The organism is Arthrobacter sp. Y-9, assembly GCF_029690065.1.
In the GTDB taxonomy this organism is placed as follows: domain Bacteria; phylum Actinomycetota; class Actinomycetes; order Actinomycetales; family Micrococcaceae; genus Arthrobacter_E.
In genome coordinates this window covers 657,696-681,564 of sequence record NZ_CP121463.1, presented here as the reverse complement: position 1 = coordinate 681,564, position 23,869 = coordinate 657,696, and the positions used below count along the sequence as shown (strand labels likewise).

At 68.8% G+C, this 23,869-nt stretch carries 23 protein-coding genes; 10 read left to right on the top strand and 13 right to left on the bottom strand.

Annotated elements, in window-relative coordinates; genetic code table 11:
• The first annotated feature begins 63 nt into the window (after positions 1 to 63).
• Positions 64 to 2,667 carry an alpha-glucan family phosphorylase gene (gene glgP / locus P9849_RS03045; protein ID WP_278268244.1) on the top strand — a complete coding sequence of 868 codons (2,604 nt, stop codon included), beginning with the start codon at positions 64 to 66 and terminating at the stop codon, positions 2,665 to 2,667.
• 20 nt (positions 2,668 to 2,687) lie between these two features.
• Here glgP and P9849_RS03040 read toward each other — a convergent pair whose 3' ends face one another.
• The 7 genes from P9849_RS03040 to ispD all read right to left on the bottom strand — a co-directional run bounded on the left by P9849_RS03040 (position 2,688) and on the right by ispD (position 9,496).
• Complete coding sequence (locus P9849_RS03040; RefSeq protein WP_278268243.1) at positions 2,688 to 3,023, bottom strand: barstar family protein; 336 nt, start codon at positions 3,021 to 3,023, stop codon at positions 2,688 to 2,690.
• Positions 3,020 to 3,475, bottom strand: a complete 456-nt coding sequence (locus P9849_RS03035) for a ribonuclease domain-containing protein (RefSeq protein WP_278268242.1) — start codon at positions 3,473 to 3,475, stop codon at positions 3,020 to 3,022. Before P9849_RS03035 ends, P9849_RS03040 begins: the two co-directional genes overlap by 4 nt.
• Before the next feature lie 23 nt (positions 3,476 to 3,498).
• Positions 3,499 to 5,631 (bottom strand): glycogen debranching protein GlgX, encoded by a 2,133-nt coding sequence (gene glgX, locus P9849_RS03030; protein ID WP_278268241.1) that lies wholly within the window; start codon positions 5,629 to 5,631, stop codon positions 3,499 to 3,501.
• A 7-nt stretch (positions 5,632 to 5,638) separates the two neighbouring features.
• The gene (gene rlmB / locus P9849_RS03025) at positions 5,639 to 6,634 is read right to left on the bottom strand and encodes a 23S rRNA (guanosine(2251)-2'-O)-methyltransferase RlmB (protein ID WP_066214989.1); all 996 of its coding nucleotides are present in this window, start codon (positions 6,632 to 6,634) and stop codon (positions 5,639 to 5,641) included.
• A gap of 55 nt (positions 6,635 to 6,689) precedes the next feature.
• Positions 6,690 to 8,150, bottom strand: a complete 1,461-nt coding sequence (cysS, locus tag P9849_RS03020) for a cysteine--tRNA ligase (protein WP_278268240.1) — start codon at positions 8,148 to 8,150, stop codon at positions 6,690 to 6,692.
• A gap of 66 nt (positions 8,151 to 8,216) precedes the next feature.
• On the bottom strand, positions 8,217 to 8,714 hold the full coding sequence (ispF, locus tag P9849_RS03015; RefSeq protein ID WP_278268239.1) for a 2-C-methyl-D-erythritol 2,4-cyclodiphosphate synthase: 498 nt from the start codon (positions 8,712 to 8,714) through the stop codon (positions 8,217 to 8,219).
• Positions 8,711 to 9,496: a 2-C-methyl-D-erythritol 4-phosphate cytidylyltransferase gene (gene ispD / locus P9849_RS03010; RefSeq protein ID WP_278268238.1), complete on the bottom strand. Its 786-nt coding sequence runs from the start codon at positions 9,494 to 9,496 to the stop codon at positions 8,711 to 8,713. The genes ispF and ispD overlap by 4 nt, the downstream gene beginning before the upstream one ends.
• 82 nt (positions 9,497 to 9,578) lie before the next feature.
• Between ispD and P9849_RS03005 the strand changes: the two genes are divergently transcribed.
• Positions 9,579 to 10,262 carry a VOC family protein gene (locus P9849_RS03005; protein ID WP_278268237.1) on the top strand — a complete coding sequence of 228 codons (684 nt, stop codon included), beginning with the start codon at positions 9,579 to 9,581 and terminating at the stop codon, positions 10,260 to 10,262.
• Positions 10,263 to 10,375: 113 nt separating this feature from the next.
• Here P9849_RS03005 and P9849_RS03000 read toward each other — a convergent pair whose 3' ends face one another.
• Positions 10,376 to 10,873 (bottom strand): CarD family transcriptional regulator, encoded by a 498-nt coding sequence (locus P9849_RS03000; RefSeq protein WP_066214979.1) that lies wholly within the window; start codon positions 10,871 to 10,873, stop codon positions 10,376 to 10,378.
• 258 nt (positions 10,874 to 11,131) lie between these two features.
• Between P9849_RS03000 and P9849_RS02995 the strand changes: the two genes are divergently transcribed.
• Both P9849_RS02995 and P9849_RS02990 read left to right on the top strand, forming a co-directional pair.
• Positions 11,132 to 11,707, top strand: coding sequence for a hypothetical protein (locus P9849_RS02995; RefSeq protein WP_278268236.1), 576 nt, complete (start codon positions 11,132 to 11,134; stop codon positions 11,705 to 11,707).
• 221 nt (positions 11,708 to 11,928) lie between these two features.
• Positions 11,929 to 12,201, top strand: a complete 273-nt coding sequence (locus P9849_RS02990) for a hypothetical protein (protein ID WP_278268235.1) — start codon at positions 11,929 to 11,931, stop codon at positions 12,199 to 12,201.
• A gap of 127 nt (positions 12,202 to 12,328) precedes the next feature.
• On the opposite strand, the gene P9849_RS02985 is transcribed toward P9849_RS02990, so the two are convergent.
• Positions 12,329 to 13,009 carry a response regulator transcription factor gene (locus P9849_RS02985; protein WP_066214974.1) on the bottom strand — a complete coding sequence of 227 codons (681 nt, stop codon included), beginning with the start codon at positions 13,007 to 13,009 and terminating at the stop codon, positions 12,329 to 12,331.
• Positions 13,006 to 14,235, bottom strand: coding sequence for an ATP-binding protein (locus tag P9849_RS02980; protein ID WP_278269075.1), 1,230 nt, complete (start codon positions 14,233 to 14,235; stop codon positions 13,006 to 13,008). The genes P9849_RS02985 and P9849_RS02980 overlap by 4 nt, the downstream gene beginning before the upstream one ends.
• 208 nt (positions 14,236 to 14,443) lie before the next feature.
• Between P9849_RS02980 and phoU the strand changes: the two genes are divergently transcribed.
• Positions 14,444 to 15,106 (top strand): phosphate signaling complex protein PhoU, encoded by a 663-nt coding sequence (gene phoU, locus P9849_RS02975; RefSeq protein WP_278268234.1) that lies wholly within the window; start codon positions 14,444 to 14,446, stop codon positions 15,104 to 15,106.
• 137 nt (positions 15,107 to 15,243) lie between these two features.
• Here phoU and P9849_RS02970 read toward each other — a convergent pair whose 3' ends face one another.
• Positions 15,244 to 15,990 carry a phosphoglyceromutase gene (locus P9849_RS02970; protein ID WP_278268233.1) on the bottom strand — a complete coding sequence of 249 codons (747 nt, stop codon included), beginning with the start codon at positions 15,988 to 15,990 and terminating at the stop codon, positions 15,244 to 15,246.
• Between the two features lie 82 nt (positions 15,991 to 16,072).
• Here P9849_RS02970 and P9849_RS02965 point away from each other — a divergent pair, with 82 nt between their 5' ends.
• A complete protein-coding gene (locus P9849_RS02965) occupies positions 16,073 to 16,906 on the top strand; it encodes a class I SAM-dependent methyltransferase (RefSeq protein ID WP_278268232.1) in 834 nt (277 codons plus the stop codon).
• 97 nt (positions 16,907 to 17,003) lie between these two features.
• On the opposite strand, the gene P9849_RS02960 is transcribed toward P9849_RS02965, so the two are convergent.
• Positions 17,004 to 17,327, bottom strand: a complete 324-nt coding sequence (locus P9849_RS02960; protein ID WP_278268231.1) for a DUF2516 family protein — start codon at positions 17,325 to 17,327, stop codon at positions 17,004 to 17,006.
• Positions 17,328 to 17,336: 9 nt separating this feature from the next.
• Positions 17,337 to 18,515, bottom strand: a complete 1,179-nt coding sequence (locus P9849_RS02955) for an aminotransferase class I/II-fold pyridoxal phosphate-dependent enzyme (RefSeq protein ID WP_278268230.1) — start codon at positions 18,513 to 18,515, stop codon at positions 17,337 to 17,339.
• A 131-nt stretch (positions 18,516 to 18,646) separates the two neighbouring features.
• Between P9849_RS02955 and tmk the strand changes: the two genes are divergently transcribed.
• The 4 genes from tmk (at position 18,647) to P9849_RS02935 (ending at position 23,851) form a co-directional block, all read left to right on the top strand.
• Positions 18,647 to 19,339 carry a dTMP kinase gene (gene tmk, locus P9849_RS02950; protein ID WP_278268229.1) on the top strand — a complete coding sequence of 231 codons (693 nt, stop codon included), beginning with the start codon at positions 18,647 to 18,649 and terminating at the stop codon, positions 19,337 to 19,339.
• Positions 19,336 to 20,478 (top strand): DNA polymerase III subunit delta', encoded by a 1,143-nt coding sequence (locus tag P9849_RS02945; protein ID WP_278268228.1) that lies wholly within the window; start codon positions 19,336 to 19,338, stop codon positions 20,476 to 20,478. The genes tmk and P9849_RS02945 overlap by 4 nt, the downstream gene beginning before the upstream one ends.
• 120 nt (positions 20,479 to 20,598) lie before the next feature.
• Positions 20,599 to 22,203: an alpha/beta hydrolase gene (locus P9849_RS02940; RefSeq protein WP_278268227.1), complete on the top strand. Its 1,605-nt coding sequence runs from the start codon at positions 20,599 to 20,601 to the stop codon at positions 22,201 to 22,203.
• Between the two features lie 226 nt (positions 22,204 to 22,429).
• Positions 22,430 to 23,851, top strand: coding sequence for a glycosyltransferase family 39 protein (locus P9849_RS02935; protein ID WP_278268226.1), 1,422 nt, complete (start codon positions 22,430 to 22,432; stop codon positions 23,849 to 23,851).
• Positions 23,852 to 23,869: the final 18 nt, after the last annotated feature.

Sequence of the window (23,869 nt, the reverse complement as noted above, 5' to 3'; positions counted from 1 at the left end):
CATTTACCAAAAAGAAACATCCCCCTGTTCCGATGGTCGGATGACTCGGTTAGTGTGGCGCACGTGAAGGCCATCCGCAGATTCACCGTCAGAACCGTCCTGCCCGAACCGATCGCCCCACTGGCCCGACTGGCGAACAATCTCCGCTGGTCCTGGCACCTTCCGACCCGCCAGCTCTTCGAAAGCCTGCATCCCGTGCTGTGGGACAAGAGCCGGCACGACCCTGTGGCGCTCCTTGGGGCCATCTCGGGCGAGGAGTTCCGGGCCATGGCACGGGATGAGGACGTGGTGGCCCGCATCCGGACGGCCGCGGCGGATCTGGACCGCTATCTCACGGAACCGCGCTGGTATCAGAGCCTGAACGGCGACGCCCCCGAGCGCATCGCGTACTTCTCCCCCGAATTCGGCATCACCGAGGTGCTCCCTCAGTACTCGGGCGGTCTGGGCATCCTGGCCGGCGACCACCTCAAGTCGGCGTCCGACCTCGGCGTCCCGCTGGTGGGGGTCGGGCTCCTCTACCAGGCCGGGTACTTCAAACAGTCCCTGTCCCGCGACGCCTGGCAGCAGGAGACCTATCCGGTCCTGGACCCGGACAACCTCCCGCTGACCCTCCTGCGCGAGGAGGACGGGACGCCCGTGACCGTCCGGCTTCCGCTCCCCCACGGACGGCAGCTGCTCGCGCAGATCTGGCGCGCCGAGGTGGGCCGCGTGCCGCTGCTCCTGCTGGACTCCCATGTGCCGGGCAACGACGACGCCGCGCGCGGCATCACGGACCGGCTGTACGGAGGCGGCGGGGACCACCGTCTCCAGCAGGAACTGCTCCTCGGCATGGGCGGGGTGAAGGCCCTGCGCGCATACGCCCGCCTGACGGGCACGTCCGCGCCGGAGGTCTTCCACACGAATGAGGGGCACGCGGGATTCCTCGGCATCGAGCGCATCCAGGAGCTCATGACGAGCCAGGGTCTGAGCTGGGACGAAGCCCTGGCCGCGAGCCGGGCGTCGACGGTCTTCACCACCCACACCCCGGTGGCGGCAGGGATCGACCGCTTCGAACTGGCACAGATCGAGCACTTCTTCCGGGCGGGCCTGGCTCCCGGCGTTCCCGTGGACAGGATCCTGGACCTCGGGCGGGAGAGCTACGACGGCGGCGACCCCGGCAAGTTCAACATGGCCGTGATGGGCCTCCGGCTGGCCCAGCGCGCCAATGGCGTGGCCAAGCTGCACGGCGAGGTGTCGCGGGGGATGTTCGCGGGCCTCTGGCCGGGGTTCGAGAAGTCCGAGGTCCCGATCGGTTCCGTCACGAACGGCGTACACGTCCCCACCTGGGTGGACTCCAGCATCGGCACCCTCGCCCGGGACGCCTTCGGTCCGGAGGCCGAGTCCCTGGGCCGCTGGGACCTGGCGTACAACGTGCCGGATGAGACGCTCTGGGCACTTCGCCGGGAGCTGCGCGGCAAGCTCGTGGCGGATGTGCGGCGTCGCCTTCGGTCCTCCTGGAAGAAGCGCGGCGCGGCCGACGCCGAACTCGGGTGGACGGACGGGGTGCTCGACCCCGACATCCTGACGATCGGCTTCGCGCGCCGCGTGCCCACCTACAAGCGGCTGACCCTCATGCTGCGCGACCCGGAACGGCTCCGGCGGATCCTCCTGCACCCGGAGCACCCGGTGCAGCTCGTGATCGCGGGCAAGTCGCACCCGGCCGACGACGCGGGCAAGAAGATGATCCAGGATCTGGTGCACTTCACCGACGGCCCCGAGGTCCGGCACCGGATCGTGTTCCTCCCCAACTACGACATCGCCATGGCACGGACCCTCTTCCCCGGCTGCGACGTCTGGCTCAACAACCCGCTGCGGCCCCTGGAGGCCTGCGGGACGTCGGGCATGAAGGCCGCCATCAACGGCTCGCTCAACCTCTCCGTGCTGGACGGCTGGTGGGACGAGATGTACGACGGCGAGAACGGCTGGGCGATCCCGACCGCGAACAACGGCGCGTCCCCCGAGGAACGGGACGACATCGAAGCGGCCGCCCTGTACGAGCTGCTCGAGACCCAGGTGGCTCCGCGCTTCTACGGCGCCGCGCTCTCCACCGACGCGGGCGCAGCCGGTCCGTCCTCGGCGGACGAGGACGGACTGCCGACCGCGTGGATCTCGATGATCAAGCACACCCTGGCCCACCTCGGCCCGGCGGTCTCCGCGGACCGCATGGTCAAGGACTACGTCTCCGGCCTCTACACGCCCGCCGCGGTCTCCGGCCGGGACGCCGCGGAGGACGGCTACGCCCTCGCCAAAGACCTCGCCGCCTACGCCGAGCGGGTCCGGGCCTCGTGGCCGAGCGTGCACGTGGAGCACGTCGACAGCAGCGGCGTGAGCGAATCACCGCAGATCGGCGACACCCTCACGGTGAACAGCTATGTGGCCCTCGACGGCCTGACGCCCGAGGAGGTCCGCGTCACGGCGGCCTACGGCAAGGCCGGCCATGACGACCGGATCAAGGATCCCCGCAGTGTGGACCTGGAGCCCGTCGAGGACCTGGGCGGCGGCCGCTGGCTCTTCCGGGGCACGATCCCGGTGGACCGCTCGGGCGCGTTCGGCTACACGGTGCGAATCTTCCCGCAGCACGAGGGCCTGGCGAGCAGCGCGGAGCTGGGCCTGGTCGTCAACGCATAGGGACGGTGCCGGCGTGGCCCTCAGCCGAGGACGACGACGGCGAGGTGCGGGCTGCCCGCCTCCACCTCACCGAGGATGCTCTCGACGGCGGCCGCGGTGCCGGCGTCGAGCGTCGCGGAGCGCTGCCAGAGGAGAGCGGACGGCGAGCTGAGCGTGTCGGCCCAGTCCCCCAGGCAGTCGTTGAGCGCGTCCAGGTTGCCCCCGAACCAGTCGGGGAACCCGAGGGCGGTGGCGAAGGCCGCCAGGGTGGCCGCCTTGTCCGCGGCGGCGGGGACGGCGAAGGGCTCACGCCCGACGGCGAGACTCGCGTGCGCCAGTTCGCCCAGCGTGTGCGTGGCGGCGGGATAGGTCCTCACTGGCCCTCCAGGATGAAGCGGAAGCTCTTGTAGTGGTCCGGGGTGTAGTACTTCTCGTGCTCCGAGCCGACGATGATGCGCCGGGCCCCACGGTTCTGCGAACCCGGGGTCGGCACGGTGAACTCCTGGTAGTAGCCACCGCGCTTCTTGGGGAGCACCCCCTCGAAGTTCCCGAAGTTGATCCCGTCACGGTCGTACGGGTACGGGCCACCCTTCGCGATGAGCTCCAGCGTGCGACGGGCCTCCGCCGGCAGCGCGGACTCCTTGACGGTGTCCAGACTGCTCGGGTTCTTCACCCCCGGGCGCTGGGTTGCCGAACTGCCGGGCGTGGCGTGTCCGCCGTCGCCGGCGAGCGGCTTGCTGCCCGATCCGCTGCCGCCGAACCAGATCAGACCCGCCACGACGGCGGCGAGGACGAGGCCGGCCAGGCTCAGGAGCGTTTTGCGGTTCACGGGACCTCAGAGTCGGTAGAGGGTCAGAGTCGGTAGATGTTCATGGAGAAGGCGTCCACCAGGTCCTTCTCCCCTTCCGCGCGCTGCGTGCCACGGCGTTCGTCGTGGACGAGGGACGTGGACAGCCGGAGTTCGAACTTGGCGGTGTCCTCAGCCGCGGTGATGCCGAGTTCGGACAGCCGCGGCAGCACGATCTCCACATCGCTCGGGCCGCCGTTGATGACCACGAGACCATCGACCTTGCCCTTGCGGGCCCCGAGCAGCAGCTGCACCAGGCGCTGGCCGGGGTTGTTCCAGTCCTCGCCGGACATGAACTCGCCGTCCTGGTTGAACCAGTGCAGATAGGAGTGCTCGTCCCGCTGGGGGTAGTCGAACGGCTGCGCCGCCATGAACTCACGGCGGATCCGGATGGCCCGCTGGGTGGCGCGCAGCATCTGCCGGCTCTCCCGCGTGGGCGTCCAGTCGATCCAGGTGATGGCGTTGTCCTGGTTGTACGCGTTGTTGTTGCCGTGCTGGGTGCGGCCCAGCTCGTCACCTGCCACGATCATGGGGACGCCCAGGGAGACCATGAGCGTGGTCATGAGGTTCCGGCTGGTCAGTGCGCGCTCGGCGAGGAGGGACTCCACTTCGGTGCGGCCTTCGTAGCCGTGGTTGTAGCTGAAGTTGCTGTCGTTGCCGTCCCGGTTGTTCTCACCGTTGGCCTCGTTGTGCTTCCGGTCGTAGGACACCAGGTCCCGCATCGTGAAGCCGTCGTGCGCGGTGATGAAGTTCAGGGATGCGAGCCGGTTGCGGCCGGACGGCGCGAAGAGCGACGCCGAGCCGGAGACCACATCCGCGAGGGCGGAGACGCTCCGGCCCTGGTGGCCGGCGTCGATCGCGGCGCGTTCCGACAGCCAGAAGGAGCGCACCGTGTCCCGGAAGCGGTCGTTCCAGTCCACCCAGCCGAAGGGGAAGCGCCCTGTCTGCCAGGAGTCGCCCTGGCCGACATCCCACGGCTCGGAGATGAGCTTGACCTCGTGGAACACCGGGTCCGCGGCCAGCGCCACGAGGAAGGGGTGCTTGGGGTCGAACTGATTGTTCTCGTCCCGGCACAGCGTGGTGGCCAGGTCGAAACGGAAACCGTCCACGTGGTAGTCCTGCACCCAGTGGCGCAGGGAGTCCAGCACGAGCTGCACCACGCGCGGTTCGCCGAAGTTGAGGGAGTTCCCACAGCCGGTGGTGTCGTAGTAGTTCCCGTTGCCGTCGTGCCGGTAGTAGGTCCCGTCCCCGAGACCCCGGAAGCTCTGCGCCGGCAGGTCCTTGCCGCCCTCGGCCGTGTGGTTGTACACGACGTCGAGGATGACCTCGATGCCCGCCTCATGCAGGAGCTTGACCATGCCCTTGAACTCGTCCTGGACCGCGCCGGGGCCCGCGGCACGGGCCGCCTCCGTGGCGTAGTCCGGGTGCGGTGCGAAGAAGGACGCCGTGTTGTAGCCCCAGTAGTTCGTGAGGCCGACGTTCTCCAGATGGGCCTCGTCGAGGTGGAAGTGCACCGGGAGCAGTTCCACGGCGGTCACGCCGAGCTCTTTGAGGTAGTCCAGCATGACGGGGTTCGCCAGGCCGGCGTACGTGCCGCGGAGCTCCTCGGGAATGCCGGGGTGCAGCTTCGTCAGGCCGCGGACATGAGCCTCGTAAACAACAGTGTCCCGCCACGGGGTGTTGGGGCGCCGGTCGGCGCCCCAGTCGAAGTCCTGGTGCATCCGCATCGAGACGAGTGAGCCGTCGACGACGTCCACGCCCCGCCCGTAGGGGTCCAGCAGCAGGCCGGACGGCACGCTGGAGTGCGGCGCGCCGTCGTCGTCGCGCCGCATGAGGTGGCTGCCCGTCATACGCGCGGCCGTCTCCGGCCCGAGGAAGCCATACCGGGTGCCCAGCGGGAACCGCGGCACGAGGCCGTGGTGGACCCCACCGCTCTTCTCCGTCAGCCGCGTCCGGTGCCACTGGCCGTCCTGGCCGAGGTGGTGGACGTCGACGGCGGTGAGCCCGGGGGCGAACACCGCCACGTTGACGGTGTCAGGGGCGTACTGGTCGGCCTGGCGGGCCGGGGTCACCCCCAGCGGAAACGGCCGGGAGGCCGTCACCACGAATTCCAGGGGCATGGTGATGGGATTGCTCATGGGACTGTCAGGTGTGGGATCGGCGCCGGGAGACTTCGTACAGGGAGATGGCGACGGCCATGCCTGCGTTGAGGGACTCCATGGCGGAGTCGATCGGGACGGAGACGATCTGGTCGCAGTGCTCGCGGACCAGGCGGCTCAGGCCCTTGCCCTCGGAACCGACCACGAGACAGATCGGCTCGGTGGCCAGCTCGAGGTCGGGCAGGGAGACTTCGCCGTCGCCGTCCAGGCCGAGCACGAAGATGCCCATCTCCTGGAACGCCTTCAGGGTGTTGTTCAGGTTGCCGGCCCGTGCGACGGGGACACGGGTGGCCGCGCCCGCGCTGGTCTTCCAGGCGGCGGCCGTCATGCCCGCGGCACGGCGCTCGGGCACCACGACGCCGTGACCGCTGAAGGCGGAGACGGACCGGATGATGGCGCCGAGGTTGCGCGGATCGGTGATGCCGTCCAGCGCGACGAAGAGCGGCGCGTTGGCGATGTGGCCCTTGCGCCAGGCTTCGATGGTCTCTTCGGCGAGATCGTAGGGATCCGCGTAGTCGTACGGAGGAACCTGCAGAGCGAGACCCTGGTGGACGGCGTCCTCGGTGAGGCGGTCCAGTTCCGGCTTGCCGGCTTCGAGGATCGGCACCCCGCGTTCGGCGGCGAGCTTCAGGACCTCCTTGACGCGATCATCGACGTCGATGCGGATGGCCACGTACAGCGTCTTGGCGGGGATGCCCGCGCGCAGCGCCTCGACCACGGAGTTGCGGCCGGTCACGAATTCTTCGGTGGCACGGCCCTTGGGACCGCTGGCACGCCGCGGGGCACGATTGTCTCCCCCGGCGCGCTTGGCGGCGGCGCGCTCGGCGAGGATCTTGTTCTTGTGCGCCTTGTGATAGGTGCGGTCCTCTGCCTTGGGCGTGGGGCCCTTGCCTTCGAGCGACTTGCGGCCATGGCCCCCAGTACCCACGGAGGCGCCCTTCTTGTGCTTACGGACAGCGCCGGAACGGCCGATCTTGGCCATGATTCACCTCTGCAGTAGTGTTGCGGACCTGCACCATTTTACGGTTCAACTCGTGTCAGTCCTGACGCAGGCTCCAGGAAGCCCCCTGAGGACCGTCTTCCACGACCACCCCGGCCCCTGCCAGAGCATCCCGGATGGCGTCCGAAGCGGCCCAGTCCTTCGCCGCACGAGCCGCGGCCCGGGCCTCGAGCTGGGTCTTCACCAAAGCGTCGAGTGCCTCCAGCGCCGGCCCCTCGGAGGCGCCCGTGGAGGCGACGTCGTCCAGCCCCAGCGCCCGCGTCATGCCCAGGACCGAGTCCAGCGCGCTCCGGACCGTCTCGGCATCCCCCGCGGCGAGGGCGGCGTTGCCGGCCCGGACGGTCTCATGCAGCACGGCGAGAGCCTGCGGCACATTGAGATCGTCGTCCATGGCCTTCGCGAAGTCCTCCGGCACCCCGCCGTAGCTGAAGTGACCGAACGTCCCGTTCCCCTGCGACTGCGAGCGGAGCGCGCGGCTGATGAAGCCGTCGATGCGCTCGACGGCGGACGCGGCCTCCGCGAGCGAGCCGGGGTTGTAGTCGAGCACCGAACGGTACTGCGCCTGGCCCAGGTAGTAGCGCACCACGCGGGGGCTCGCCTGGGCGAGCATCTCCTCCGGGCTGACCGTGTTGCCGATCGACTTGGACATCTTCTCGCCCTGGTACGTGACCATGCCGTTGTGCATCCAGAAGTTGGCGAAGCCGTCACCCGCCGCGGTGGACTGGGCCAGTTCGTTCTCGTGGTGCGGGAAGCGCAGGTCCAGGCCGCCGCCGTGGATGTCGAAGCGGGGGCCGAGGTACTTGGTGACCATGGCCGAGCACTCCAGGTGCCATCCCGGGCGTCCGCGGCCCCAGGGGGAATCCCAGGCGGCGGTCTCGGGGTCGCCCGCCTTGTGGCCCTTCCACAGGGCGAAGTCGCGGGGGTCGCGCTTGCCGCGCGGATCGGCGTCGGTGGCGGCCTGCATGTCATCGATGCGCTGGTGCGTCAGCGAGCCGTACTCGGGCCAGGAACGGACGTCGAAGTAGACGTCGCCGGAGCCGTCCGGGGCGGCGTAGGCGTGGCCGCGGTCGATCAGCCGGGCGATCAGCGCGTGCATCTCCGGGATGTGACCCGTGGCGCGCGGTTCGTAGCTCGGCGCGGACACGCCCAGCGTCTCGTACGCGGTGCGAAACGCCTGCTCGTAACGGTACGCGAGCGCCCACCACGGCTCCTTCGCCGGGCGGTCCCCGTCCGGGACGAAATCGTCCTCGAACGATTCGGCGGATTTGGCGAGGATCTTGTCGTCGATGTCCGTGACATTGCGGACCACGGTGACCTCGAAGCCCCGGTACCGGAGCCAGCGGGTGAGCTGGTCGAAGGCGATCGCAGAACGGACGTGTCCCACGTGGGGCAGGCCCTGGACGGTGGCGCCGCAGTAGTACAGGCTCGCCTTGCCGGGCTCGAGCGGCTGGAATTCGCGGACCTGGGCTGAGGCCGTGTCATAGAAACGCAGTGTCACCTGCCAAAGCCTATGCCCTGGGGTCCGTCCCCGCCATTTCCGGCGGGACGGACCCCAGGGACGGTCTCAGACCCCGTCCGCCGGGAGCGGATAGACGAGTGCCGTGGCCACCGCGGTGAGCCCTTCACCGCGGCCGAGGAAACCGAGCCCGTCCGTGGTGGTCGCGGACACGCTGACGGGCGCTCCGGCGGCTTCCGTCAGCACCGCTTCCGCTTCGAGCCGCCGCGGGGAGAACTTCGGCCGGTTCCCGAGGAGCTGGACGGCGATGTTGCCGATCCCGAATCCCGCCTCCCGCACGATCCGTGCGGCCTCGGTGAGCAACCGGACACCCGAGGCGCCGGCGAATTCGGGGCGGCCCGTGCCGAAGTGCGTGCCGAGGTCGCCGAGGCCGGCCGCGGAGAAGAGGGCGTCGGCGGCGGCGTGCGCCACCACGTCCGCGTCGGAGTGCCCGTCCAGACCCCGTTCGCCGGGCCAGTGGAGCCCGGCGAGCCACAGCGGCCGGGGCGCGTCCTCAGGGGCGTAGGCGTGAGCGTCGACGCCGACGCCGGTGCGCGGGACGATCATGCCTCACCCACCCAGCGGCCGGCGAGCGGACCCTCGAGCAGGCCTTCGGCGAGGATCAGGTCCACGGCCGTGGTGATCTTGAGCGAGTAGCTGGAACCGGCCACCACGTGGACCGGGATCCCGCGGGACTCGAGCAGCATGGCGTCGTCCGTGATGGCGGCGGCCTGCCGGTCATCGAGATACTGTGCGTCCTCGTGCGCTGCCCTCAGAGCGGCCAGGCTGAAGCCCTGCGGGGTCTGGACGGCGCGCAGCGTCTCCCGTGCGATGTTGCCGGTGACGAGTTCGGGGGCGATCTCCGCGTCCGCGCCGTGCCCTGCGTGCACCTGCTTGATGGTGTCCACCACGGGGATGGCGGGGATGACCGCCCGGGCGCCCGCCCTCAAGGCGTCGGCCACCCGCTGGAACACCTGGACCGGGACGAGCGGACGGGCGGCGTCGTGCACCAGGACATGCTCGACGCCGTCCAGCGCGGTGAGTGCGCGCGCCACCGAATCGGAGCGGGTGGCGCCGCCCTCGACGACGCTGAGGCTCCACGGCGCCCCGGGGTGCTCGGCGCGGAAGGTCTCCACGACCTCCCGCAGCGCGTCGCCGTCGCCGGCCTCCGCGGAAGGCAGCGCGACCACGATCGCGTCCGCGACACCCGCGGCGACCACACCCGACAGGGCGTGCCGCAGAATCGGTTCGTCACCCAGGAGGACCTGGGCCTTGGGGATGCCGAATCCCAGGCGCTGCCCGGAGCCGGCCGCCAGGACCACCACCCCGAGCCGTGAAACAGAAGTCATAGAGCCAGCGTAGTCGCGACGGCCGCACCCGGCGGCAGCCGGCGTTTGACCTCAACCATGGTTGAGGCGGTTGGCTGGCGTCATGCGGATCATCTCAGTGGCCTTCAACACCTCCGACCTCCGGCGCGCGGAGACCTTCTATGGGGAGCTCCTCGGGCTCCCCGTCCATCGCGAGGACGACGGGCTTCTCGTCCGGATCGGCAGCTCTGCGCTGGTGCTTCACGAGGGTCCCACGGGGCCGGGCCGACAGCACCTCGCGTGGACGATCCCCCGCAGGCAGCTCGCCAGCGCGAAGCTCTGGCTCAGTTCCCGGGTCACACTGCTCCGGAACGCCGAGGGCCAGGACGAATTCGACATGCCGGCGACGTGGAACGCCCGATCGCTCTACTTCGCGGATCCTGACGGGAACATCCTGGAACTCATCGTCCGGCGCGACATCCCCGACGACCGGGACCACCCCTTCACGGCGGCCGACATCCAGAACATCAGCGAGGCAGGGGTGCCGGTCGCTGATGTGGCGACCACCGCGGACGGGATCCGTGCGGCGTTCGGGATCCCCGCCTACGGCAGCGGGTCGGCGTCGTTCCAGCCCCTCGGCACCGTGCACGGGATGCTCATCCTCGTCGCCCCCGGCCGGTCCTGGTTCCCGACCGGCGAGCCCAGCGGCACGTCACGGCTCGAGGTCGCGATCGAGGCGGACCGGGACGGGCGGTTCAGCCCCGCGCCAGGGATCGTGCTCACGTCCCGGCGCGGAACAACCCTCTGAACGTCGGGCTGGACCGAAAAGAGGGGCCAGAACAGTGAAAGGCCCGTCCGGTGCCGATGCACCGGACGGGCCTTTCACACAAGGGGTCTTTCGGAAGACCGTAGCAAGGAGTGCTAGGAAGCCTTCACGTCCGAGGCGAGAACCTCGTCCAGAACGTTCGCAGCGTGCTCCTCATCCGTCTTCTCCGCCAGGGCCAGCTCGGAGATGAGGATCTGACGCGCCTTCGACAGCATCCGCTTCTCCCCCGCGGACAGGCCGCGGTCCTGGTCACGACGCCAGAGATCACGCACGACCTCGGCGACCTTGATCACGTCACCGGAAGCCAGCTTCTCCAGATTCGCCTTGTAACGGCGGGACCAGTTGGTGGGTTCTTCGGTGAACTCGGCGCGGAGTACGTCGAAGACGTGCTCCAGGCCTTCCTTGCCCACGACATCCCGAACGCCCACCAGATCGACGTTCTCGGCGGGAACCTCAATGGTGAGGTCGCCCTGGGCTACGCGGAGCTTGAGGTACATCTTCTCAACGCCCTTGATGGTGCGCATCTTGATCTCTTCGATCTTCGCTGCGCCGTGGTGAGGGTAAACAACCGTCTCGCCGACTTCAAAAACCATGTGGATTATCCCCTTTCCCGGCTTCCAGTTTACCACGTGTGAGCGCGGCAACTTCCCGGGCCGGATGCCCCTCTTCCTTGAAATATCAAGGATCCAGGCCCACTCACAGGTTCGTCACGTGACTTGACGGACCGGCAAAAAGGTGCATCCAGGTCACCCTGTAACAGGGCCCGGACCCCGATGAACCCGGCCGGCGCTCATTTGCCGATAAACTGTCAGCAAAGAGCTCTCATTCACTCGTGCAAGGAGTTACGTAAAGTGCGTTCCACTGCCCCCCAGACCGTCAAGCCCGGCAAGCGCGCCCTGGCCGCCGCAGCGTTGGGCCTCGGACTCCTCGCAGCCACCACCGCCTGCTCCGCCACCTCGGCCCAGCAGACCACCCACCAGTACGCGGCATCGGACGGCGTCAACGCCCAGTTCGGCGACATCAAGGTCCGCAACGCCATGATCGTCAGCGACGGCGAGAAGAACCCGGGCCGCCTGCTCGGCAGCATCTTCAACGGCAGCAAGCAGGACGTCACGGTCACGGTGAACGGCGCCGAGGGCTCTCAGACCCAGGTCCGCGTCAAGGCGAACGACGAAGTCTCCCTCAACGAGAAGAGCGACGCCGCGATCCTCAGCACCACGGGCGGCGCTCCCGGCTCCCTCGTGAGCCTGACCTTCTCCGGCGCGGGCAAGACCGACGACGTGAAGGTCCCCGTCCTGGACGGCACCATCAAGGAGTACAAGCAGTACCTGCCGACTCCGAAGGCCACCCCGGGCGCCTCCACCACGGACGAGCCCACCACCTCCGCCACTCCGGAGAGCACCGCCACCACCGAGGGCGGACACTGACCTCCAGCCGGACTCCCGGCCCGCACGACGACGGCGCGGCCCCGCCGCGGTGACATGCTCATCGCTCCGGGGACCGCGCCGTCGTCGTTCCCGGGACAGCCTGTGAGCAATCACACAGCCGCGTCGGCCGTCGAACAGGGGAAGACCGCACTGGCGGTGCGGAAGAATGGAGATGCGGCTCGAGCCGCCCCTTCCCTGGAATTTTCTGTCAGAGGACGACTATGACCATTTTGAACCTGGTCCAGCCGCGGTCCATCAGCCGCCAGCTGGCACGCCTCGACACCCCCGGCCGCTTCTTCGGCGCCTACCTCCTGGTGCTGGCCATCCTGGCCGCCCTCATGGTCGGCCTCGGAGCGCTCGGCGGAGTGGCTCTGAATCTCGGCGTCACCGCCGTCTTCATGCTGCTTCTCGCGGAGCTCGTTCTGACGGTGGCCTTCCTGGCCGTCGCCCTGGGCGGGCCCCTCTACTGGAGCTCGCAGCGGCGCGGCCGCTGAGGCGGCCCACCGGAGCACGTCAGGCACCACCAACGCTGAAGGAGCGGACCCTGAGGGTCCGCTCCTTCAGCGTTGTCGCGTCTCCCGCCCCAGGATCACCGTGGCCCGGTGATCCGAAGCCCCGTGCTCACGGCTCGAACTTGTAGCCCAGCCCGCGGACGGTCACCAGGTACCGGGGGGCGGAGGGGTCCGGTTCGATCTTGCTGCGCAGACGCTTGACGTGCACGTCGAGGGTCTTGGTGTCGCCCACGTAGTCGGAGCCCCACACCCGGTCGATCAGCTGGCCACGGGTCAGCACACGGCCGGAATTCCTCAGGAGCATCTCCAGAAGCTCGAATTCCTTGAGCGGCAGGGATACCTGCTCACCGCCGACACTGACCACGTGCCGTTCGATGTCCATGCGCACCGGACCCGCCTGGACCGTGGTGGTGATGAGCTCCTCCGGCTCGCCCTGACGGCGCAGCACGGCCCGCACACGGGCCACCAGCTCACGGGAGGAGTAGGGCTTGGTGACGTAGTCGTCCGCGCCCAGCTCCAGGCCCACCACCTTGTCGATCTCGGAATCCTTGGCCGTCAGCATGATGACCGGGACGGAGGAGCGCTGGCGGAGCTGCCGGCACACCTCGGTGCCGGACTGGCCGGGCAGCTGAAGATCCAGCAGCACCAGATCCGCGCCATTCCGGTCGAATTCGGTGATGGCATCGAGGCCGTTGTCCACGACCTCCACCTCGAAGCCCTCCTTGCCGAGCAGGTAGGACAACGGGTCGCTGAAGGACTCTTCGTCCTCCACAATCAGAATGCGGCTCACGCCTGGACTCCTTCGTGATGAGCGCTGCTTTGATGAGCATTGCGGTGGCCGGTCCTCCCGGCCTCAGGGGCTTCTTCCGGACTTCCCGCGTCGTCCGAGGACTCACGGCCCTCCATCTCGGGAAGGCGGACGGTGAACGTGGATCCCTGGCCCGGCTGGGACCAGACGGACACTTCTCCACCGTGATTGGACACGACGTGCTTGACGATGCTGAGCCCCAGCCCCGTGCCGCCGGTGGCGCGGGAACGGGCGGCGTCCACCCGGTAGAACCGTTCGAAGACGCGTTCCTGGTCCTCCGGGGAGATGCCATCGCCCTGATCGGTGACCGAGACCGCGATGAGGCCTTCCCGGGAGCGGATGCCGATGCCCACCCGGGTGTTCTCCGGCGAGTACCGGATGGCGTTGTCGATGAGATTGCGGAAAGCCGTGGTCAGCAGGTCCGGATCTCCGAAGACGCGGGCGTCCGTGCCCGCGCTGCCGACCACGAGCGTGATGTTCTTGCTCTCCGCGGGAAGTTTGGACCGGTCCACGGCGTCGGCGATCACGTGGTTGATGTCCACCACGGTGCCCTGCAGCGCGATGTTCGCCCCCTGCAGCCGGGACAGTTCGATGATGTCCTGCACCAGGTCAGCGAGCCGCGACGCCTCCTTGTGCATGCGCTTGGCGAACCGGCGCACGGCCACCTCGTCATCCGAGGAGTCCTCGAGCGCCTCGGCGAGCAGCGAGATGGCGCCCACCGGGGTCTTCAGCTCGTGGGAGACATTCGCGACGAAGTCGTTGCGGATCTCCTCGGTGCGCGTGATCTCCGTGCGGTCATCGGCGAGCAGCAGCACATACTCGTCCCCGAGGACGGCGGCGCGCACCTGCACGATGATGGAGCCGGCGCCGAGCGGGCCGCGAGGCAGCTCGAATTCGCCTTCCAGGACGACGCCGTCGCGCCGCACCTTGGCGGTCATCTCCAGCAGCTGATGGTGCACCACGGTGTGACCGCGCACCAGGCCGTAGGCGTAGGCCGCCGGGCTGGCGCGGACCACGCCGTCGATGTCGTCCACGATCACGAAGGCCCGGCCCAGGACGCTCAGGACTTCGGCGGCGCCTTCGGGAAGCTGAGCCTCGTCCAGCTCGTCATCCACCAGGGTGCGCTGATGTTCACTCGCACGGAACGCGAGGACGCCGAAGACACCGAGGCACAAGCCGACAAGGCCCGCGACGACGCCGATGAGCAGAGGATCCACATCCCCAGCTTACGGTCCGGTATGACGGCATCCGGCCAGATTGCGGGGAGGACCAGGCCGGTTCAACTAACGTTCACTTTCAGGACGTGCACTATTCACGGCCTGCTGACACTGTAAGTAGCTGGACCACCAGCGTGTTGGGGGCGCTCCCCGGACGGGGCGTCACTGCGGCACGCAGCCATACGAAAGGACGCCGTCAGTGCGCAAGGCTTTCCAGGATGAGCTCGCCCAGGTGGGCGATGAGCTCGTTGAAATCTCCAAGTTGGTGGCGATCGCCATCCAGAACGCCACGCAGGCCTTCGAAACCGCTGATGTGGACCTCGCCCAGGACGTGATCGCCGCGGACGCCCGCATCGACTTCCTGCAGAACGCCCTCGACGAGAAGGCCATCGACATCCTGGCCCTCCAGGGCCCCGTCGCGAGCGACTTGCGCATGATCGTCAGCTCCCTGCGCATGAGCGCCTCCCTCGAGCGCATGGGCGACCTCGCCCGCCACATCGCCCAGCTCACGCGTCTCCGGTACCCCGCGCAGGTCATCCCGGAGTCCCTGCAGACCACCTTCCGGACCTTCGCCGAGCTGGACATCCAGATCGCGAACAAGGTGGCCGAACTCCTCGAGACCCACGACCTGAACGTCGCCCGCCAGATCGTCCGCCTCAACCTCGAGGTGGACGAACTGCACGCCGGCGTCTTCCAGGCCGTCGCCGCCGCCGACTGGACCGGCAACGCCTCCACCTCGGTGGACGTCGCCCTGGCCAGCCGCTACTTCGAGCGCTTCGCCGACCATGGCGTCTCCGTCGCCCGCAAGGTCAGCTACCTCGTCAACGGCGAGTGGCAGCCGGAGGAGATCGGCGGCGCCTGACACTGATCCAGACAGAACGACGGCGGGGTGGTCACCTGGGTGACCACCCCGCCGTCGTTCTGTGCGTAGTCAGGGATCCGACCGGGCTGCGTTCAAGGGAGGAACGACCGAGCAGCCGGCGGATCCCTGACGAAGCCTTACTTTTTGCCCTGATTGGCGACGGCCTGGATCGAAGCCGCGGCGGCCTCGGGATCCAGGTAGCGGCCGCCCGGGGTGAGGGGGGCGAAGTTCTCGTCCAGTTCGTAGACGAGCGGGATGCCCGTGGGGATGTTCAGGCCTGCGATGTCGTCATCCGAGATGCCGTCGAGGTGCTTCACGAGCGCACGCAGTGAGTTGCCGTGGGCCGTGACCAGGACGGTCTTGCCGGCCTTGAGGTCCGCCTTGATGTCAGACTCCCAGTACGGCAGCAGACGGACCAGGACGTCCTTGAGGCACTCGGTGCGGGGCACGGCGTCGCCGAGATCGGCGTACCGGGGATCGCCCACCTGGGAGAACTCGGAGTCATCGGCCAGGGGCGGCGGCGGGGTGTCGTAGCTGCGGCGCCACTCCATGAACTGCTCCTCACCGAACTCGGCGAGGGTCTGGGCCTTGTCCTTGCCCTGCAGGGCGCCGTAGTGGCGCTCGTTCAGGCGCCAGTCGCGCTTGACGTCGATCCAGCCGCGGTCGGCCTCGGCCAGAGCGATGTTCGCCGTGTTGATCGCGCGCTTGAGGCGGGAGGTGTAGAGGACGTCCGGCAGGATGTTGTTCTCCACGAGCAGCTCACCGCTGCGGGCGGCCTCGGCACGGCCCTGATCGTTGAGGTCCACATCCACCCAACCGGTGAAGAGGTTCTTGGCATTCCATTCGCTGTGACCATGGCGCAGCAGGATCAAGGTGTACGTCATGGTTCAATCCTAGCCAGCCGCGGAGGCCCCCGGTCGTTTGCGTCTTAACGTCACCGTCCGTGACCACGCCTACCATGGGACGGTGGTCCAGAAATCCGAACGTCTCCGCGCCCCCGGCCGCGCCGCGGGCAGGACCGGGAGACCCCTGGGCAATGTCACCCGCGGGACCACCAATCCCAACCGGATGCGCCGCGTCGACCGATGGATCACCGGCACGCAGGCCTGGCGGTTCCGGGGCGCCGAGGCCCCCTTGGCCGTCGACCTCGGCTACGGGGCGAGCCCGCGCACGGCGATCGAGCTGTTCGAACGGCTCCGCACGGTGGATCCCGGCTTCCGGCTCACCGGGGTGGAGATCGAGCCGGGCCGCGTGGCCAGGGCTCTGGAGGAGGCACGGCCGGGTCTGGACTTCCGCCTGGGCGGTTTCGAACTCCCGGTGGACGAGCCGCCGGTGCTGGTGCGGGCCTTCAACGTCCTGCGCCAGTACGACGAGGGCGACGTCGCGGCCATCTGGGACACCCTGCGGTCCCGTCTGGCCCCGGGCGGGCTCGTGGTGGAGGGCACCTGCGACGAGCTGGGCAGAACCGCCTCCTGGGTGGCGCTCGACGGCGACGGCCCCCTCAGCCTTCATCTTTCGGTGCACTTCGGCTCACTGGAGCTGCCATCCCAAACGGCCGAACGGCTCCCGAAGGCGCTCATCCACCGGAACGTCCCGGGCGAACGCATCCACACCTTCCTGAATGCAGCCGATCAGGCATGGCTCGCGGCCGCCCCGTTGGCCAGTTTCGGGAAGAGGCAGCGCTGGATGAGGATGTGTGAGGCACTGCGGGAAGCGGGCTGGCCCCTTCTCGACGGGCCCCATCGGTTCCGGCTGGGTGAACTGTCCGTCGCGTGGGACGCAGTGGCACCCGGGGCGTGAGGTCTGGGACGTCATGGGCAGGGCGTGAAGTCTGGGACGTCATGGGCAGGGCGTGAAGCCCGGAGCCCGTCAGGCCGGGCTCACCAGCGGGCCGGGCTCACCAGCTGTTGTAGCCTCCGCGGCGGAGATCCTTGATGGCGGGGCGGACGTCGGCGAGGTAGACGCAGGACGCGGTCACGGCGACGAGCGCGAACAGGCCCAGGCCACCCGACCTGGAGAGGACGGACAGCAGGCCGACCGCGGCGGCCGCCCCGGTCACGGCGAGCCAGAATCCCTTGCTGCGCTTCATGGCGGCCTCGAAGTCCCCGGGCTTCCGGATCAGGGCGTCGATGAAGGCCCAGGCCTCCAGCCCGAAGGCCACCAGGCTCATCACGAAGTAGACGGCCATGGTGGCATAGGAGATCAACAACTGTCCGCTCACGGCTCCAGCCTATCCTCCGTGGCCCGGCAGCGCGTCGAGCGCCTGGGACAGATCCGCCCAGAGGTCCTCCGCGCTTTCGATGCCGACGCTCAGCCGCACGAGGTTGTCCGGGACGCTGGCGGGCTCGGCGACGTGGCGCCGTCGTCGTTCGATGAGGGACTCCACACCGCCCAGGGAGGTGGCCGGCACCCAGAGGCGCAGGGCCCGCACGAGAGCGTCTGCGTTCTCCGCGCCGCTGCGTCCGCCGGACGCCGCCACCTCGATGGCCAGGATGGAGCCGAAACCCTTCAGCTGGGCCGCTGCGCGTTCGTGGCCGGGGTCGCCCGGAAGGCCCGGGAACCGGACACGGTCCACAGCGGGGTGCGCGGCGAGCCGCTCCGCGAGGACTTGCGCGCTGGCCTGTGAGCGCTCGACCCGGAGAGCGAGGGTCCGCAGGCCCCGCAGCGCGAGCCAGGCCTCCCAGGGGCCGGCGATGGATCCGTGGAGCGCGCGGTGATGCAGGAGCGTGTCCCGCAGACCGGACTCCCGGGCGACCAGCGCGCCGAGCACCACGTCTGAGTGGCCCGCAAGGTACTTGGTGACCGAGTGCAGCACCAGATCCGCCCCCAGGAGCAGGGGCTGCTGGACCAACGGCGTGCAGAAGGTGTTGTCCACCACCACGAGCGCCCCCTGATCCCGGCCCGCGGCGATGAGTGCGGGCAGGTCGGCGACTCCGAGCATCGGATTCGTGGGACTTTCGAGCCAGAGCAGGTCCGCCGTGCGGCCGTCGGCGCCCAGAGCCGTCAGGACGGCGCCCGTGTCGGCGATGTCCACGAGCCGCAGGGTGAAAAGCCCCTTCTCCGCGAGTTCGGTGGCCATCTGCACGGTGCCCGCGTAGGAATGCCCCGGCATCACCACGACCCCGCCGAGCGGCACGAGGGACAGTGCCGCGCTCACGGCGGCCAGTCCCGAGGAGAAGAGCAGCGCCGGCTCGGCGGATCCCTCCAGCCGCCCCAGGACCTCCTCGAACGCCTCCCAGGTGGGATTCGCGTAGCGGCCGTAGCCGCGGTCCCCGGCGCCGAGCGGTCCTGTGCCGATGAACGTGGAGGAGAGCACCACGGAAGGGTTCACGGGTGCGTCCCGTTCCCGGTCCGGGCGGCCGGCGGCGACCACGAGGGAGTCGGGGCTGAGGTCCAGGGATTCACGCATGAACCTCACGTTACGGCGCGATCCCGCACCGGCGGCAAGAGAATCCCGTCATGTGGGCAACGGTCTCGCCCGTCATCCACAGAGACGCCGGCTCTCCGCCTGCACCCAGCTTGGCCCGCTAGGCTGTGAAGGTGACTACCAGCGCAAACGGAACCGGCCTGTTCATCGCCTTCGAAGGCGGCGACGGCGCCGGAAAGTCCACCCAGAGCCGGCTGCTGGCCGAGGCACTGCGGGGACGCGGCATGGTGGTCGTCCAGACCCGGGAACCGGGTGGCACCGAGATCGGTGAGAAACTCCGCTCCCTGGTCCTGGATCACGGGCACGGCGAGATCGATCCCCGCACCGAAGCCCTCATGTACGCCGCGGCGCGCGCGGCCCATGTGGAACAGCTCATCCGTCCGGCCCTCGCCCGTGGCGAGGCCGTCATCACGGACCGGTACATCGACTCCTCGGTCGCCTATCAGGGCATCGGGCGCGGGCTCGGGACGCAGGAGGTCCGCGACCTCAACGCCTGGGCCACCGGCTCCCTGTGGCCGGATTTCACCGTGGTCCTGGACGTGGACCCGGTCGAAGGACGTGCCCGCAGGGCCCCCGGCGGCGAGGACCGCCTCGAGTCCGAGCCCGACGCCTTCCACGCTCAGGTCCGGGCCGCCTATCTGGAAGCAGCCGCTGCCGCGCCCGAGCGCTACCTCGTGATCGACGCCCGTCAGGATGTGCAGGAGATCGCCGGTCAGATCCTGGGCCGCGTGGAGCAGGTCCTTGCGGCCCATGGCACGACGGCCACGGCAGGTTCCGTCCCGGGATCCCCGGGGGGACGCGCGTGACGGTCTTCGACGAACTCCGCGGGCAGGACGCCGCGGTCACCCAGCTCCGGCGAGCGGCCGCGGGTGACGGGATGACCCACGCCTGGCTGTTCACGGGTCCTCCCGGCTCGGGCCGGTCCAATGCGGCCACGGCCTTCGCCGCCGCGCTGAACTGCGAGCAGCCCGACCCCGCCCAGCGCGGCTGCGGCCAGTGCCACGCCTGCCGGACGATCCTCGGGGAAACCCACCCGGATGTGCAGCACGTCCGCACGGAGAAGGTCACCATCACGATCGACGAGGCCCGGGAACTGGTCTCGACCGCCGGCAACCACCCGGCCTCCGGACGCTGGCGCATCATCATCGTGGAGGACGCGGACCGCATGGCCGAGCGGACCACGAACGTCCTGCTCAAGGCCATCGAGGAACCCACCGCGCGCACCGTCTGGATGCTCTGCGCGCCCTCCCCCGCTGATGTGCTGGTCACGATCCGGTCCCGCTGCCGCAGCGTCGGTCTGCGCCTGCCCGCGGTGGACGACGTCGCCGCCCTGCTCGTGACGCGCGACGGCGTGGAGCCGGCTCTCGCGGCGAGCGCGGCGCGCATGGCGCAGAGTCACGTCGGGATCGCCCGCCGTCTGGCCCGCGACGCCGACGCCCGGCAGCGGCGCCTGGACACCGTCCGGTTCCCCCTTGCCCTGAAGGGCATCACCTCCGCGGTGCTCATGGCCGAGCGGCTCATGTCGATCGCGACCGCCGAGGCTGACAGTTCGAATGCCGAGCGGGACGCCACCGAGCGCGCGGCCCTCCTGGGATCGCTGGGCCTCGAGGAGGGCGCCACCGTGCCGCCCGCCCTGCGCAGCCAGCTCAAGCGCCTCGAGGAGGACCAGAAGCGCCGGGGGAAGCGGTCCGTGACGGACTCGCTCGACCGGACCCTGACCGATCTCCTCTCCTTTTACCGGGACGTGCTCATCCTGCAGGTGGGCGCCACCGGATCACTCGTGAATGAGGAGATCCGCGCGGACATCGAGGCCTTCGCGGCCGACGGGACGCCGGAGCAGACTCTGGCCAGGATCGATGCCATCAACCTCACCCGGAGGCGGCTGGTCACGAGCAATGTGGCCCCTCTGCTGGCGCTGGAAGGCATGGCGGCGGGGCTGGTCTAGGACCGACGCAGGACCCGGCATCGGGGCCGGAAACGATGCACAGACAGGACTCCGCGGCCGGAGTGGACCGGCCCGCGGCGACGACACGGCGAACCACGACAGTTCGGAAGGTGGACGAGGATGAGGCAGAGCGTGAAGGGCACTGCGGCGAGCACGGGGCGGGACCCCCGGAAGGGGCCGGCGCGTGCCGGGCTGTTCGCCGCCGTCGTCGCCTCCGTGGCCGTGCTGGCACTGAGCCTGAGCGGCTGCGTGACCATTCCGGCGCCCGGGACGACGTCCAAGGCTCCCGCGTCCAGCAGCCAGCAGGAAGGCCTGAGCGATGGCGCTCCGGCCGAACTGAAGGACTTCTACGGCCAGAAGGTCAACTGGACGTCGTGTGAGCACGATGCGAGCTGCGCTTCGGTCAGGGTTCCCACCGACTACGACAACCCCGGCAAGGGGAGCATCGAGATCGCCCTGATCAAGATCGCCGCCACGGGCAAGTCCCAAGGTTCGCTCTTCATCAACCCCGGCGGTCCGGGCGGGTCCGGCTTCGACTTCGTCAACGAGTCAGCCCAGTGGATCCTGAGCGATGAGATCAGGTCCAATTTCGATCTGATCGGCTTCGATCCGCGCGGGGTGAAGCGTTCCGCCCCCGTCACCTGCCTCACCGATCAGGAGCGGGACGCTCAGCGCGCCGAGTACTTCGACCCGAGCACCGCGGACGGTCTGGCACTGGCCGTCAAGGAGCAGCGCGACACGAACGAGGCGTGCCAGCAGAAGACCGGACCGGTCCTGTCGCATGTGGACACCGCGAGCGCCGCCAAGGATCTCGACATCCTGCGGGCCGCGCTCCGCAATGACAAGCTCAACTATCTCGGGTACTCCTACGGGACGTTCCTCGGATCGACCTATGCCACGCTGTTCCCGGACCGGGTGGGCCGGATGGTCCTGGACGGCGCCCTGGACGCGACCCTGACGCAGTCGCAGCTGACCGTGGGCCAGGCGAAGGCCTTCGAGCGGAGCCTCCGGGTGTTCGTCGAATGGTGCCAGCGCAACTCGGGCTGCCCGCTCAGTGACGGGGTCGACGCCGGGATCGCCCGTATCCAGAAGCTCCTGGCCGAGTACGAGAAGAACCCGCAGCCCGCCAATGACGGCCGTCTCGTGACGGTGAACAGCTTCGTCTCGGGCCTGATCGTCCCGCTCTACAGCAGCTCGAGCTGGCCCACCCTGCGTCAGGCCCTCGCCCAGGCGCTCGTGGGGGATCCTTCGCCGATGATGCAGCTGGCGGACTTCGGCGCCGACCGGGATTCCCAGGGCAAGTACACGTCCAACAGTTCCTTCGCCTTCAATGCGATCAACTGCCTGGACTACACGCCGGACTCCTCCGAGAGCGACATGCGCAAGGAGGCCCAGGAACTCCAGAAGGTCTCCCCCACCCTCGGCAAATACATGGCCTACGGCGGCATCTCCTGTGAAGGACTGAAGACCACCGGCATCCGCAAGGTGGCCCCGGCCTCTTACAGCGGCAAGGCGCCGATCGTCGTCATCGGCACCACCGGCGACCCGGCCACCCCCTACGAATGGGCCGGCAACCTGCGCAAGCAGCTGGGCAACGCCTCCCTCGTCACCTGGGAGGGCGAGGGCCACACCGCCTACGGCCGCGCGGGAGACTGCATCACCAATGCAGTGGACGACTACTTCGTGAAGGGCACGACGCCGGACGACGGTCTGCGCTGCACTTGATCCACTGGACGGCCGGGCGGCCGCGATTCACACCTGCCTCGGCCGGGTGGAGCATCAGCCCGTTTAGAATGAATGGCTGTCAGGCGGCTCCTGCTGGAACTCCGCCCGCCGGTGGAAAGGGGGCTCGGTGGAGCGAGAACGAGATCTGGTCAGGCCTGCTGTCCGCACGAGGCAGGACTGGCTGAGTCGACCCGTCGTCCTGCCACTGCTGTGCGCATTCGCCAGCTTGTTCGTCCTGATTCCCGGCTTCTGGGTTCCTTCGCTCTGGACGGATGAGGCTGCTACGGCCAGTGCTGTGGGCCGAGGCTGGCGCGAGCTCTCGGCGATGCTCGGGAACATCGACGTCGTTCACGGCGTGTACTACGTGCTCACCAAACTCGTCACCGATGCTTTCGGGATCTCCGAATTCACCCTCAGGATTCTGAGCCTACTGGCGGCCGCCGCCACGGTCTTCGTCACCGTGCTGACGGGACGGAGGCTGGCCGGGACCAGCGCCGGAGTCCTGGGCGGGATCGTGCTGGTCTTTCTGCCGCGGTTCGAGTTCGCCGCGACCGACGGACGCTCATACTCACTGAACATGCTGGCCAGCGTGCTGATGGTGTACTGCGCCGTGAGACTTCGGGCGTCTGGAAGCTGGAAGGCCGCAGGGGGCGTCGCCGCAGCTTCCCTGTTCGCAACCGGGCTGTCGTTCTACAGCGTGATGATGCCTCTGGTCCTGTTGACGATGCTTTTCGTGGACGAGGCTCTGCGGGACCAGTGGAAGAAGCTCACGATAGCGCTGGTCCCTGCCCTTCTGGCCGCGCTGGGGCTGGCCCTCGCCGCATCCAATCAGAAATTTCAGGTGTCCTGGATTCCCGGAATCGACGGCTACACATTCCTGGACGTCTTCTTCCTGCAGTGGTTCGGGGACGGGGTCGTCTGGCCCAGGGTCCCCCTGACGACCCCTGTGATCTGGCAGGAAGCCGTGGCGACCCCCGCCCTCTGTCTTCTCGGGGTCGCGGCGACGGTCCTGGCCTGCGTGCTCGGTGACAGGCGTCTGACCCGCTTCTATCTCTTCTGGATCTTCATCCCGACGTTCCTCGCCGTCGCGGCGTCGCTGGTGATGGGCGCCAGCTACTATCTGCCGCGGTACCTCTCATTCACGGTGCCAGGAGTCGCCCTGCTGATGGGGTACGGGATTCTCGTCACCGCACGGGCGGCCGGACCACGACGCCGGGTGGCAAGTCTCCTGCTCGCTGCGGTGACGGCATTCGGCACGCTGTATGTCACGAGTCAGCGCACCGAATTCGAACGGGCCTCCAGCGACGACTTTCGATTCGTCAGCGATGTCATGGGCCATCACGCCAAGGCCGGTGAGTCGTTCGTCGCCTCGATGGGCGATGACCTCTTCCTCGCGGCCTACCCCGCCGCGTTCGAGGGCTTGCATGACCTCACCCTGGACGAAACGGCCGCACATCGAGGCCTGATCTTCAATCAAAGAATCGGGATCGTTCATCGGGTGAAACTGTTGCAGCAGCAGCGGGTGGTCTGGTCGATCCACAAGACCGCCAAACCCGAACAGGACACCTTCCTCAAAGCCCACGGTTTCGTGGAGGCGCAGAGCTGGCGGGGGCCGGTCCACAGCGTGGTGAAGTTCATCCGCCGCTGACGCGCCCCGCCCCGCACG

Bases quoted from the DNA above. Each gene is read 5' to 3' on its own strand.
- P9849_RS03005 (WP_278268237.1), top strand. From the start codon at position 9,579: ATGCGGATCATCTCAGTGGCCTTCAACACCTCCGACCTCCGGCGCGCG.
- rlmB (WP_066214989.1), bottom strand. From the start codon at position 6,634: ATGGCCAAGATCGGCCGTTCCGGCGCTGTCCGTAAGCACAAGAAGGGC.
- P9849_RS02955 (WP_278268230.1), bottom strand. From the start codon at position 18,515: ATGCGTGAATCCCTGGACCTCAGCCCCGACTCCCTCGTGGTCGCCGCC.
- glgX (WP_278268241.1), bottom strand. From the start codon at position 5,631: ATGAGCAATCCCATCACCATGCCCCTGGAATTCGTGGTGACGGCCTCC.
- P9849_RS03000 (WP_066214979.1), bottom strand. From the start codon at position 10,873: ATGGTTTTTGAAGTCGGCGAGACGGTTGTTTACCCTCACCACGGCGCA.
- P9849_RS02990 (WP_278268235.1), top strand. From the start codon at position 11,929: ATGACCATTTTGAACCTGGTCCAGCCGCGGTCCATCAGCCGCCAGCTG.
- P9849_RS02940 (WP_278268227.1), top strand. From the start codon at position 20,599: ATGAGGCAGAGCGTGAAGGGCACTGCGGCGAGCACGGGGCGGGACCCC.
- ispD (WP_278268238.1), bottom strand. From the start codon at position 9,496: ATGACTTCTGTTTCACGGCTCGGGGTGGTGGTCCTGGCGGCCGGCTCC.
- P9849_RS02970 (WP_278268233.1), bottom strand. From the start codon at position 15,990: ATGACGTACACCTTGATCCTGCTGCGCCATGGTCACAGCGAATGGAAT.
- ispF (WP_278268239.1), bottom strand. From the start codon at position 8,714: ATGATCGTCCCGCGCACCGGCGTCGGCGTCGACGCTCACGCCTACGCC.